The organism is Paraburkholderia sp. BR10882 (assembly GCF_040948855.1).
Classification (GTDB): Bacteria; Pseudomonadota; Gammaproteobacteria; order Burkholderiales; family Burkholderiaceae; genus Paraburkholderia; species Paraburkholderia nodosa_A.
In genome coordinates this window covers 48327-60849 of the sequence record NZ_JBFPKP010000002.1, presented here as the reverse complement: position 1 = coordinate 60849, position 12523 = coordinate 48327, and the positions used below count along the sequence as shown (strand labels likewise).

The following is a 12523-nucleotide window of genomic DNA, read 5'->3' as shown; positions in this document are numbered from 1 at the left end:
GGCTATCCTTCAGTTTTTCGGACTGCACTATACTTAAGCGTTGCTGTAGCGAGCATTTATTGGATAAGATCCGGGGCGTTAAAGGAAAATTTCTCTACCAGACGACACAAGCTCGAACACGGTAGGACCACGGTGTCTGCCGATGTTGGTCGCTTTGGGGTGGCGCGGTATGGCATCCGGTTCGTTGTAGCGGACACACCAGGCAGCGTTCCCACATGGAGAAAGAGGATGAGTGCGATACCGGTTTCGACTTCGATCGCCGGGATGGGCGGGGGCGCACAATCGGTGGTCTATGTCATCGACGACGATGAGTCGATGCGCATCGCGATGACGAACCTGCTGGATTCCTTCGGCCTGCATGTCGAGACTTTTGCCTCGCCCAGGGAATTTCTCGCATTCCCCAAGGCCGACATACCTTCCTGCCTGATTCTCGACGTCAGATTGCGTGGCGAAAGCGGCCTTGCCTTCCAGCAGGAAGGCGCAAAGAGCGACCTGCGCATGCCGGTTCTGTTCATGACGGGGTACGGCGATGTTCCGATGTCGGTCAGGGCAATGAAAGCTGGAGCGCTGGACTTTTTCACCAAGCCATTTCGTGAGCAGGACATGCTGGATGCCGTTGTCCAGGCACTGGCGCGCGACCATGAACGGCTCGTCGCGGAACAATCGGTGGCATCACTTCGCAAGGCTTACGAATTACTTTCGTTGCGCGAGCGAGAAGTCCTGGGTTACGTCATAGCGGGTTTGCTGAACAAGCAGATCGCCTCCGAGATGGACGTCAGGGAAGTGACGGTGAAGATCCATCGGGCGCAGGTGATGAAAAAGATGGCGGCACGCTCCGTGGCGGAGCTTGTCAGGATGGCAGCGGCCTTGGGGGTCGAGCCAGAAGCCTGAGCGACGGTCTCTTCGGCCCGGGGTGCGTTCTACATGGTAGATCTCTCTACTTATCGGTTGACCACGCTGCGGACCAGCGAGTACACGCTGCGCCGCGGCACTCGCGACGGGCTGAACCCTATTTTGCTCGTCACGCCGGCTGAATCAGAGCGTGCGGAGCTGGTTAAACGGCTAGAGCATGAATATTCGCTCGAACCCGAGCTCAGCTCCGACTGGGCGGCGCGGCCTATCGCGCTGTTGCACTTCGAAGGCAGTACGACGCTTGTGCTCGAGGACCCGGGCGGGGAGCCGCTTGATTGTCTCGTCGGTCATCCGTTGGACATTCCAAGCTTTCTACGTGTCGGGATCGCGCTCGCACAGGCGCTTGACCGCATGCATGAGCGAGGGCTGATGCACCTCGACATCAGGCCCGCGAACGTCGTTGTGGACATGGTCCGTGGCCACGCATGGCTGACCGGGTTCAGCATCGCTTTGCGGCGTCCGCGTGAGCATCGGCTTCCTGACCGGCCCGAAGTCATTGCTGGAACGCCCGCCTATATGGCACCCGAGCAGACGGGCCGGATGAATCGCTGCGTCGATTCCCGCAGCGATCTCTACGCGTTGGGCGTCACGCTGTATGAAATCCTGACCGGTGCGCTACCGTTCGCCACGAAGGATCCGATCGAATTGATCGATTGCCACGTCGCGCGCCAGCCCATTTCGCCCAGCGACGGTCCGACCGGGGCACCCCTGCAGATTTCGAGCGTGTTGATGAAGCTTCTGGCAAAGACTGCCGAGGAGCGCTATCAAACGGCCGCTGGGGTGGCGGCCGACCTTGGAAAGTGCCTCGCAGCATGGGAGGCTGCCGCCCAGATCGAAACACTCGATTCTGGTCAGCGCGGCCCCGGTCTCGCGCTCGCTGCCCAGTTCGAAGAGCGGCACCCTGAATTGCGCGAGCGTGCGCCGGCCGCCTTGCTGCCGACAATCGAAGCTTCGACCGAGCAGATCGACCTTGGCACCGTCGTCAGAATGTCTCAAGCCATAGCCAGCGAGATCGTTAGCGACAAGCTGATCGAAACACTGATGGTGCTGGCCGTCGAGCACGCTGGAGCAGACTACGGGCTGCTGGTTTTCCCCCAGGAGGGGAAACTTCGCGTCGAAGCCGAAGCGAGTATCGATCGCGGGGCCGTGCGGGTGCACATCGTGCCGGCGCCGGTCACGTCGGCGAAGGCGCCGGTATTCATCCTCAATCAGGTCGCGCGCAGCAAGCAGCCCGCGATTGTCGACGACGTGCGAACGCTCGGCGCCCAGCCTGCCGACGCGTACTTCAGTCACAAACCCGTGCGCTCCATCCTGTGCCTGCCGCTGATCAAGCAGGCCGAGCTGATCGGCATGCTGTACCTCGAGAACAGTCTCGCCTCGCATGCTTTTCAGCCCGCCCGGATCGCGGTGCTGGAACTCCTTTCGTCGCAGGCGGCGATCTCGCTGGAAAACGCGCGTCTCTACGCCGAACTGGTTCACGAAAACGCGGATAGATGCGATGCCGAAGAGGCGCTCAGAGCGAGCGAGGCATCGCTCAACGAGGCACAGAAGATAAGCCACACCGGCAGCTGGCGGTGGCGGCCCGAAACCGGCGATGTTTCGTCTTCGGAAGAGCTGCGGCGCATCTTCGGGTTCGAAACGAAGGAGCAGGCGTCGTATGAGTCGTTCTTGGGGCGCATCCGTCCTGAAGAACGAACGTCGTTCGAGCGGGTGCTCGAAGGCGCCGTACGCGAAAGACGTCGATTCCGGCACGAGCATCACATCGAACTCCCGGGCGGAGCCGTCAGATATCTGCAGGTGGTGGGGCAGCCCGATATCACGGCATCCGGGGCACTGGAATTCATCGGCACCGTAATGGACATCACGGAGCGCAAGCGTGCGGAGGAGGCGCTCAGCGATGCGCAAACGGAACTCTCGCGCATCGCCCGCCTGACGACCATGGGCCAGTTGGTCGCTTCGATTGCCCACGAGATTAATCAGCCGCTGGGTGCGATCTCCGCTAACGGCACCGCATGCATGAACTGGCTCAACCGCGAGAATCCCGATCTCGATAGCATGCGCGGCGCGATGGCCCGCATCGTTCACGACGCGCACCGCGCGAGCGACGTGATCCGCGGATTGCGCGCGCTCGTATCGAAGTCGGGGCCGCAACTGACGAAGGTCGACATCAACGACGCCATCACGGACGTGCTGGCACTGACCCGGGTCGAACTGCAGGAGCAGGGCGTGGCGCTTCGCACCGACCTGGCGGCAGACATCGGTTTCGTATTCGGCGACCCGGTGCAACTGCAGCAGGTGCTGCTTAACCTGATCATGAACGGGATCGAAGCGATGGCCGCAGCGACTCCCGATCCGAAAGCGCTCACGATCACGGCACAGGCCGCGGAAATGGGCGGTATCCGCGTTGCCGTTCAGGACACCGGCGCAGGGCTCGATCCGGCGACGTCCGACCGGCTGTTCGAGCCATTCTTTACGACGAAGCTAGTCGGTATGGGCATGGGACTATCGATATGCAAGTCGATCGTCGAAGCCCATGGCGGCCATCTATGGGCGAGGCCGAATGCGCCGCATGGCGCAGTCTTTCAGTTCGTGCTGCCGAACTGTGCCCCCTAGGGTCCGTTCACATTAATAAGGGGTTCGTGCCGGCGCTTCGCCAGTCGTGGCGATGCGCCATGCGACCCTTCAATTTCCCCTTCCTGCTTGTCCATTCGCAGCCGTTCGGCCTCGGTGGGACGCGATTGTCGAAATGCACAAAGACTCTCGTTGCATTCTCCAATGTTTTGCGGTCGTGACATTGCTAGATTGAATTAACTTCTGCCTGAATACCCAGGCTGGGCGCCAGCATGGCGTGCGAGCGACAACGGGGTCCCTCGCGTTCGTGACGCTACGCATTGCGCATCTGACTATAAGGAATGTCTCAGTGACGAAGCAATTCAACCGTGTTGCGGTGATTGGCACGGGAGTGATCGGCGCGAGTTGGACCGCATTGTTTCTCGCGAAAGGACTCGACGTCGTCGCATTCGACCAGGGGCCGGACGCCGAGCAGTGCTTGAAGCAATATGTCGACGCGGCGTGGCCGGCGCTCGATGCGCTTGGCCTCGCGCCTCGAGCCTCGCGCTCCCGTCTCACCTTCACGCGCGACTTGCCGGGCGCCGTGGCGGACGTTGGCTTCGTCCAGGAGAATGGTCCCGAACGGATCGACTTGAAGCGCGCGATGTACGAAGGGCTGGACGTTCTACTTCCACCGGACGTACCCATCGCTTCGAGTTCCTCCGGCCTCACGATGAGCAACATCCAGGCGGGCTGCAAGTCGTATCCACAACGCTGCGTGATCGGGCATCCGTTCAACCTGCCGCATCTCATTCCGCTCGTCGAGGTCGTCGCAGGCGAAGAGACGTCAGAGGAGACCGTCAACAAGGTCACGGCCTTCTATACCTCGCTTGGCAAGCGCACCATCCGTGTTCGCAAGGAGGTGCCGGGTCTTGTGGCGAACCGGCTACAGGCAGCGTTGTGGCGGGAGATGGTGCATCTCGTGGCGGAGGGCGTGGTGAGCGTGTCGGATGCCGATACCGCAGTGTGTCATGGCCCCGGACTGCGATGGGGATTGATGGGGCCGACCATGCTGTTTCACCTCGGCGGCGGAAAAGGCGGCATCGAGAACTTCCTCGATCAGTTCACCGGACCGATGACCGCGTGGTGGAAATCGCTAGGGTCGCCCGAACTGACGCCGAATATGCAGCAGGCGATCATCGACGGTGCGCGGCGCGAGGCAGCGGGCCAGTCTGTTGGCGACCTCACGGCGCAATGCGAGCGCATGCTGCTTGACCTGCTGAAACTGCGCCAGGGTGCGGACTCTGAGGCAAGCACCTCCTGAAAAATGCGTGTGCCCGATAAGCGCTGTTTCTTCCGTTCGTTCGTGTTCTGCGCCGGCCCCTATACCAAAGGATGAGTCGGGCAAACAGCGAGTCAGGACCACCGACCCCTTCGTACAATAGATTTCTTCGCGTTGCCGGGCTACCTTGCAAGCGTGGACGGTACAGTTTCGCGGCTCGCTTTCGGTGCCCCGCTCACTGGCGCCGGTTCGAGAACGAAGGTGCGACGCGAAGAGGCGGAAAATGTTCGGGCAAGCCGAAAATGACTTTGGATTCCTGATTCATACGACTTCGGAGCACGTCGTGCGCGGTGGCGTCAGCATTCTGGCACTCGGCTCCAGGCTTCCGCTCGCGTTCGCCGATGCGATGTGGATCCCGCTGATCTCGCTGGTCGACTGCGGGGGCAAACTCGTTTTTCTGGTTTTCGCCTGTGCACCGCCCCATGAGAATGGCACGCGGGCCACGTCGCTCTGACAGGTCAGGGGCGTTTGGAATGAGACTTACCGAGCGATTCGTATGGGCGTTGCTTGTGCTGGCAGTGTGCTGGGTTCTGGATATGTCGGCGCACGAACGACACCGAGGGTTCTATGAACGATTGTTCAACGAGCAGTGCGACGCTCGCGACTATGTCGTCGAGATATATCGCACTGCATGGGCACCAAAGGATGAGAAATCAGCGGGCGGCGAGGACGTATCACTACGGCTGCCGCTCGCGCGCGCGAACGACGATGACGCGTGCGATCCCCTGCAGGACGGCGCTGAATCGTCCATAACGAAAACTGCGCAATGAAGACATTGCACATCGCCGCTTGCGCGTGATTGGCCATGAGGAGAATCGTATGAATGAGTCGCAAGGTTCGGTGGATAACAGCAGTGCCGATGGGTCATCCGACGTTGCGGTGGCGGCACTGGTCACCGCGATCGAAGTATCCGTTCTCGACGGGACGCTCGACAGTCGGTGCGCCGCCAGCCTCATCTGCCGATTGAAAGAAGAAGCGACTCACATAATCGAGAGTGGCTATTCCACGCCTGCAGGCCGTTCAGAAATGGAACGCGCTTTTGGTGCCGTCGAGGCCGCGCTGCTAAGCCATGACGCGCACCGTTTCGTGGCGACTTATGCAGCCTTGCGAGCAGGGGACGCTTTTTCACACGTTGGCGCGCAACTGCAAGGGGCGAAATCCGGTTGGCAGGCGGAGTGACAGATGCCACTCACCACGGGCGGAGATCCGAAGCGTCCAATTGGCGCCGCCGTGATAGCAACGACGTCCGTTTCAGGGTGCGCAAACTACGCGCCTTCGCTCAACGTGCTCGGCGCGTACTTTCCCGACTGGCTGTTTTGCATCGTCGCGGGCGTCGTGTTGACGGTCGTCATCTATCTGGTTCTGAAGCGCTTCGCGTTGGACCACCTGCTGGCGCCCTCCGCCGTGGTGTATCCCACGCTGGTCGCATTCCTGTCACTCGCCCTCTGGCTGGCGTTGTTCCAATATTGAATCCGCTTCAGGTGAGCTAATGGCGACAGGTGCGAGCAAGACCAGGAAGAAGGCATGGCCGGCGGTTCTCCTGGTCGTGGCGGCGCTGTTGCTGCTCTTTTTCGTGATCCGGCTGCTGGACCGCTCGCCTCGCACCGACGATGCCTATGTCTACGCGGATACGATCGACGTCGTGCCCGAGGTCAACGGCCGCATCGTCGAACTGGCGGTGCGCGACAATCAGGCGGTAGAGCAGGGCGATCTGCTGTTCCGCATCGATCCACGCCCGTACGAGGATGCGCTGGCGAGAGGCAAGGCATCGCTCGTCGCGCTCGATCGTCAGATCGAGCTGACTCAACGCACGGTCAACGCGCAGCAGTACAACGCACAGTCGGTGCGTGCGGCTGTCGAACGCTCCCGTGCCGCGGCGAATCAGGCGTCCGACACCTTGCACAGGATGGAGCCGCTGCTCTCGCACGGCTATGTGTCGGCAGAAGATGTCGACCGCGCACGCACGGCGCAGCGTGCAACCGAGGCCGAACTCAGCGCCGCGCAGCTACAGGCCCAGCAGGCGGCAGCGGCGGTGAGCGGGGTGGACGCGCTGGTCGCGCAGCGTGCCGTCATCATGGCCGAGATCGCAATTGCCGAACTGCACCTCGAATACGCAACGGTGCGCGCACCATTCGACGGACGCGTTGTCTCGCTGAAGACATCGACGGGGCAGTTCGCTTCCACACTCAAACCGGTCTTTACGTTGATCGACACGCGCCACTGGTATGTAGTCGCGAACTTTCGCGAGACCGAACTCAAGGGTGTGCGCGCAGGCACGCCCGCCACCGTCTACCTGATGAGCGACACCGGGCAGCGCTTTCACGGCGTAGTCGACTCGATCGGCTACGGCATCGCTTCGGATGAGGCCGGCCTTGCCCTGCCTGGCGGTCTGCCGCACATCGAGCGCACGCTGAACTGGGTGCACGTGTCGCAACGCTTCCCGGTGAAGATCCTCGTGGGCAATCCGAACCCGGAGCTGTTTCGCGTCGGCACGTCAGCCGTGGCCGTGTTGCGGCCTGGGCGCGGCAATCACGGCGAAGGCAACTAAGGAGTACGGATGGCCGCTGCCGACTACCTGCCCGCCACGCTGCGCGATGCCGGCGCATTCCTGAAGCAGGAGCTAGCGACGTTCCCCGGGCGGATGAACGTGACGCTGCGCTGCATGCTGACGAGCGCAATTGTGATCGTCGTGTCGATGGCACTCGAAGTGCCCGAACTTGCGTTGTCGTTGCTGGTGGTGTTTTACGTCACGCAGTCGAACGTGGTGTTCACGCGGCTCGTCGGCATCATGTTCATTCTCGGATCGACGCTCGGCATCGGCCTGTCGATCTTGCTGCTGAAGTTCACGTACGACTATCCTTTGGTGCGCATCGTCATTGCGAGTCTGGTGTTCTTTTGCAGCGCGTACCTGATTCGCGTGCTGAAAATCGGCGTGGTGTTCTTCATTGTCGCCATTGTCGTCATCTACGTGCAGAGCTTCGTCGACCGGACCGACCAGGCCGACCTGCTGATCCGCGCAGTATTGTGGGTGTGGGTGGCCGTCAACTATCCGATCGCGCTGACGTTACTGGTCAATACGCTGCTGTTGCCCGCGGAACCGCAGTTGCAACTCAAGGCGGAGATCCATCGGCAACTCGAGGCGCTCGATGCCCGGCTCGTGGAACTGATCGAGGGCGGCGCGAGCAATGCACCGCTAACGTCGCTCACGCCGGCGGACGTCCAGCAAGGCGCGCTGACGCTGCAAAAGCTGCTGCGGTTCGCGACGATGCGCGACGCCCACTATCGCGAGCATCAGGCGACGCAGCTTGCATGTATCGCGACGGTATCGCGTCTTTATCGCGCGGCGAGCGAGCTGCCGCCCGAGTGGCGAGGCGCGTCGGCGGCCCAACTGAAGATGCTGCACGAACTGCATGCGAACGTCCGCGCGCTCGACGAATCGGTGGCGCTGGGCGAGCCGTATCGCTACGTGAGCACCGTCACCGCTGTTGAGCGCAACGCCGCCGACACGATTCCCGTAGCCGCGGAATTGCAACGGGCGCTGTATGCCTACGCCGACCTCCTCGCGAGCGGCGCGACGCCAGGCGCTTCCGCTCCGAGTGAACCGATGGTCGCGCCCGACGCCTGGACTAACCCGGCCTATGCACGTTTCTCACTGAAGACGCTGCTCGCGGTGTTGATCTGTTACGTGTTCTACAACGCCGCAGACTGGCAGGGCGCCCACACGATCATGCTGACCTGCCTGATCGTCGCGCTGCCAAGCCTCGGCGCATCGGCGCAGCGTGCGTTGCTGCGGCTCGCCGGGGCCGTGATCGGCAGTGCGCTCGCGTTGTTCATGGTCGTGTTCGTCGTACCGCGCCTCGACGAAATAACGGGTCTGCTGCTGATGACGCTGCCCGTCATCGCGTTCGGGGCGTGGATTGCGGCGGGCTCGGAGCGAATCGGCTACGCCGGAATCCAGTTGGTGTTCACCTTTTCGCTGGCGTTGCTCGCGCGATTCGGCCCAGTCATCAATCTCACGGAAATCCGCGACCGGATGGTGGGCATCCTGCTCGGCGTTGGCGTCGCGACCTTCGTGCAGATGTCGTTCTGGCGGGAAGGCGAGGGCGATGTGCTGCGGCAGAAGCTCGCCACCATGCTGCGGGCGATCGCAGCTCAATTGCGCTCACCGCAAACCGGCGTGACCGGGCACGACGAATTACCCTATGCGCAGCGCCAAATGCAGGCGTGGGCCGTGCTGGCCGATTGCGAGGCGACGCTCTCCCGTGTCGCACTCGAGCCCGACTGGCGGGAGACGGACCAGCCGCAACTGACGCTGCGCGCGCAAACTGTTCTCGCACAGGGGCGCGAGATCATGCTGGCGGGTGATGCGTTGCGTACGCTGGTGGCGCAGGTCGAATTGTCCGACCCGGGAATGGCAGAAGCCGTGCGCCTGGCCCAGGACCAGGCATCAGCCGAGCTTGCGCGATATGCGGAGGAACTCGCGGCGAATCCACCGGCAGCCCGCACACCGCGACGCATCGAGATCGTTGCGCAAGCCGGCGAACCGGCGCTCGCGACCGGCGGACCGCTCATCGAGGCCGCGGACGACCTGTCGCGGCAGGTCGCGGGATTGCCGGAATGGGCTGCTGACGCCGGCCTCCCGGAGGCCGCCGCGGCGCCATCGTCACAGGCCCTGCGATCATGATTGCGCGGGTGAATCGGCGAGGCGTGTCGTGGCACCGACGCTGCCTGTGCATCGTGTGGATGGCGTCCGTGCTGCCGGGGTGCGCGCTAATTCGCCATGACAGCCCGCCGTATGCCGAGATCGCGCCCAGGCAGATCAATCTCGCGAACGATATCCATCTCGCGCGCGACGGCTGGCCCGCCGCCCGCTGGTGGACGCGCTACAACGACGCGCAGCTCGACGCGCTAATCGACCAGGCGCTCGCCAATGCACCGACGATGGTGATCGCGCGCACCCGCGTGGCGCAGGCAAAGTCTGACGTCGACCTCGTCAGGACAGGATCGAGCCTGCAAGTCAGTGCGATCGCCTTGCTCGATCGCGAGCATGTCTCGGCAAACGGTTTCCTGGGGCCGTTCGCGCAGAACGAGCCGGCGTTGGGTCTCACGGGCCCGTGGTACACCGAGGGCGTCGTCGGACTGGGCGCGAGCCTGAACGTCGACATTTGGGGCAAGCAGCGCGCGCAGATCGCGGCTTCGATTGGCGTGACGAACGCGAGGCTTGCGGAGACATCGGCGGTCGAACTCGAAATATCGGCCGATGTCGCGCAGCTCTATTTCGGTATCCAGACGAATTACCAGCTTATCGATCTATTGAACGAATCGCACGAGATCGCGCAGTTTGCGGTGCAGGCCCACGAGGCACGCGCGGCGCGTGGCCTCGAGCCCCGTACGCAGTTCGAGGAGGCCCGTGCGCAGCAGTTGGCCATCGAACGGCAGATCGTATCCACGCAGGCGCAGCTCAGACAGTTTCGGGAATCGTTGCGGGCGCTGGCGGGCGCGGGGCCCGAAGGCTTGCCGGAGATCAGGTCCGTTGCGCTTCCGGCCTCGCAGGCTATCTTGCCGGCGACGCTCTCCTATGAGCTTCTCGCCCGGCGCCCCGACTTGCAGGCCATGCGCTGGTATGTGCAGTCGTCCTTCGACCGGATCGACTCGGCGAAGGCTGCCTTCTATCCGAATTTCGACATCAAGGCGTTTTTCGGCTACAACGCCTTGCATCTCGCCGATCTGTTCACGCACGCAAGCCGGCAGATCAACCTGATTCCGGGCCTGTACCTGCCGATCTTCGATGGCGGCATGCTCAATGCGAACTTGAGCGGCGCGCGCCAGGGGAGCAACCTGTTGATCGAGCAGTACAACCAGGCCGTGCTCAATGCGGTTCGCGATGTCGCGCAGACGGGTAGCCGTTTGCAGGCGCTCGACGCCGAAACCGAATTGCAAAAACAGCGCATCGAATCGGTGACGTTCACGAGAGACAGTGTCGAAGCGTCCTGGCAACGCGGACTGACCAGCCAGCTCGCGGCGCTCGAAGCGCGCCAGCCGGTGATTGCCGAGCAGGTGGCACTGCTCGCGCTGAACGGGCAGACGCTCAGTCAGGAGGTCGCGTTGACGAAGGCGCTGGGCGGCGGCTATCGAGCCGATGCGCCCGTCGAACCGAAGCCTCGCTGAAGATTGATGTCCGCACGATGCGCCCCGAGGAAACTGAGCCCGGGGCGCAAAAGGTAGGCAATCAGTGAAAGGCAGACTTCCGGCGCGACCCTTCAGCACTTGGCCGGCGACCTGTTCTCCGGCGGGTGTTGGTGCAGCTTCGGTGCGGTCGCGCTGCCGCCGTGAGTCTCGAGGTACTTGCACGCATTGACGATGTCACGCGCGAGCATCTGCGCCACATTGTGATTGATGTGCGGGCGGACCACCACGCGCAGGCTCTTGACCTCCTCGGCGTTGGCCGGCATCGAATACGCGGAAAGCACCCAACCCTTTTCACGGACCTTATTGGACACATCGAATTCGTTGAACTTCGTAACGCCCTTGTCGAGCGTGACGGCCACCACCGGAATGCGCTGCTGCTCGTTCATGATGGTGAAATAGCCGCTGTCGACGAGTGTCTGACGCAAGGCGATGGCGTTGTCCAACGTCCGGCGCATGATCCGCTGATACCCGTCGAAACCCAGGCGCAAGAACTGATAGTACTGAACGGCGATCTGGAAAGCGTTGCGGCTGAAGTTCAGCGTGGCCGTCGGCATTTCGCCGCCCAGGTAGTTCACGTAGAACACGAGGTCCTCGTTGAACACACTGCGTTCGCGGAAGATCACCCAGCCCAGTCCCGGCGGCGTGAGCCCGTACTTGTGCCCCGAGGCGTTGATGGACTGGACGCGCGGCAGCCGGAAGTCCCAGCGGTAGTCAGGATAGAGAAACGGATTGACGAAACCTCCCGACGCGCCGTCGATATGCATCGGAATCGAAATGCCGGTCCTCGCTTCATAAGCGTCGAGCCAGTCGTGGATCCCCTCGATGTCGTCGTCCTCGCCGGTGAAGGTCTGCCCGGCGATGGCAACGACAGCGATCGTATTTTCGTCTACGTACTTCTCCAGTTCGTCCGCCGTTAGCCGATAGTTACCGGTCTTGAGCGGAACGATCCGCGGTTCCACGTCGAAATAGCGCAGAAACTTCTTCCAGACGATCTGGACGTTGCCGCCCGTCACCATATTGGGGCGTGTGGCGTCCTTGCCGTCCCGCTCCCGCTTCTGGCGCCAGTTCCATTTGTGGGCGAGACCGGCGAGCATGCACGCTTCCGATGAGCCGACCGTCGCGGCGCCATATGGTTCGACGCCCTCGGGCCCGTTCCAGAGTTGGTGCAGCCATTTCACCATGCGCGTTTCCATGGCGAAAAGCTGCGGATACATGTCGTGGTCGATATAGTTCTTGAACATGTTTCGCTTGGCGATCTCGACCGCTTCGGGCTCAGCAAAGGTCGTGACGAACGATGACATGTTCAGCATCGGGTTCGTGTCGGTCCATTCCTGACTGAGGACGAGTGCCTCTGCTGCCCGCGCAGCGATGCCGTGTCGGGGAAACTCGTTTTCCGGAACGTTGATATTGAACTCTTCGTACGACGACACTGCTGCAATTGGCGTAGCCATTGACTATCTCCTGGGGTTGAACATGCCATCGGCAAGATGTGCCTTGCCGCGAAAGGCAACTGCTGGGACGGCGTGACAG

The 12523-nt window shown here is 62.2% G+C and carries 11 protein-coding genes; 10 read left to right on the top strand and 1 reads right to left on the bottom strand.

From position 1 onward, the window contains the following. Window positions 1-228: 228 nt before the first annotated feature. The 10 genes from AB3X99_RS05215 to AB3X99_RS05170 all read left to right on the top strand — a co-directional run bounded on the left by AB3X99_RS05215 (window position 229) and on the right by AB3X99_RS05170 (window position 10972). Window positions 229-891, top strand: a complete 663-nt coding sequence (locus tag AB3X99_RS05215; RefSeq protein WP_368616300.1) for a response regulator transcription factor — start codon at window positions 229-231, stop codon at window positions 889-891. A gap of 33 nt (window positions 892-924) precedes the next feature. After that, entirely contained in the window at window positions 925-3525 is a 2601-nt protein-coding gene (locus tag AB3X99_RS05210) for an ATP-binding protein (protein WP_368616299.1), read from the top strand. A gap of 307 nt (window positions 3526-3832) precedes the next feature. Continuing rightward, entirely contained in the window at window positions 3833-4786 is a 954-nt protein-coding gene (locus AB3X99_RS05205) for a 3-hydroxyacyl-CoA dehydrogenase NAD-binding domain-containing protein (RefSeq protein ID WP_368603455.1), read from the top strand. Between the two features lie 241 nt (window positions 4787-5027). Continuing rightward, window positions 5028-5258 (top strand): hypothetical protein, encoded by a 231-nt coding sequence (locus AB3X99_RS05200; RefSeq protein ID WP_368616298.1) that lies wholly within the window; start codon window positions 5028-5030, stop codon window positions 5256-5258. Between the two features lie 19 nt (window positions 5259-5277). After that, a complete protein-coding gene (locus tag AB3X99_RS05195) occupies window positions 5278-5574 on the top strand; it encodes a hypothetical protein (RefSeq protein ID WP_368616297.1) in 297 nt (98 codons plus the stop codon). Between the two features lie 49 nt (window positions 5575-5623). Next, on the top strand, window positions 5624-5983 hold the full coding sequence (locus AB3X99_RS05190) for a hypothetical protein (protein WP_368616296.1): 360 nt from the start codon (window positions 5624-5626) through the stop codon (window positions 5981-5983). Between the two features lie 3 nt (window positions 5984-5986). Continuing rightward, a complete protein-coding gene (locus AB3X99_RS05185; protein ID WP_368616295.1) occupies window positions 5987-6274 on the top strand; it encodes a YtcA family lipoprotein in 288 nt (95 codons plus the stop codon). Window positions 6275-6293: 19 nt separating this feature from the next. After that, complete coding sequence (gene mdtN / locus AB3X99_RS05180; protein WP_368616294.1) at window positions 6294-7352, top strand: multidrug transporter subunit MdtN; 1059 nt, start codon at window positions 6294-6296, stop codon at window positions 7350-7352. Between the two features lie 9 nt (window positions 7353-7361). Then, on the top strand, window positions 7362-9488 hold the full coding sequence (locus tag AB3X99_RS05175) for an FUSC family protein (protein ID WP_368616293.1): 2127 nt from the start codon (window positions 7362-7364) through the stop codon (window positions 9486-9488). Beyond that, complete coding sequence (locus AB3X99_RS05170) at window positions 9485-10972, top strand: MdtP family multidrug efflux transporter outer membrane subunit (protein WP_368616292.1); 1488 nt, start codon at window positions 9485-9487, stop codon at window positions 10970-10972. Before AB3X99_RS05175 ends, AB3X99_RS05170 begins: the two co-directional genes overlap by 4 nt. 92 nt (window positions 10973-11064) lie before the next feature. Here AB3X99_RS05170 and AB3X99_RS05165 read toward each other — a convergent pair whose 3' ends face one another. After that, entirely contained in the window at window positions 11065-12444 is a 1380-nt protein-coding gene (locus AB3X99_RS05165; RefSeq protein ID WP_368616291.1) for a glutamate decarboxylase, read from the bottom strand. Between the last annotated feature and the right edge of the window lie 79 nt (window positions 12445-12523).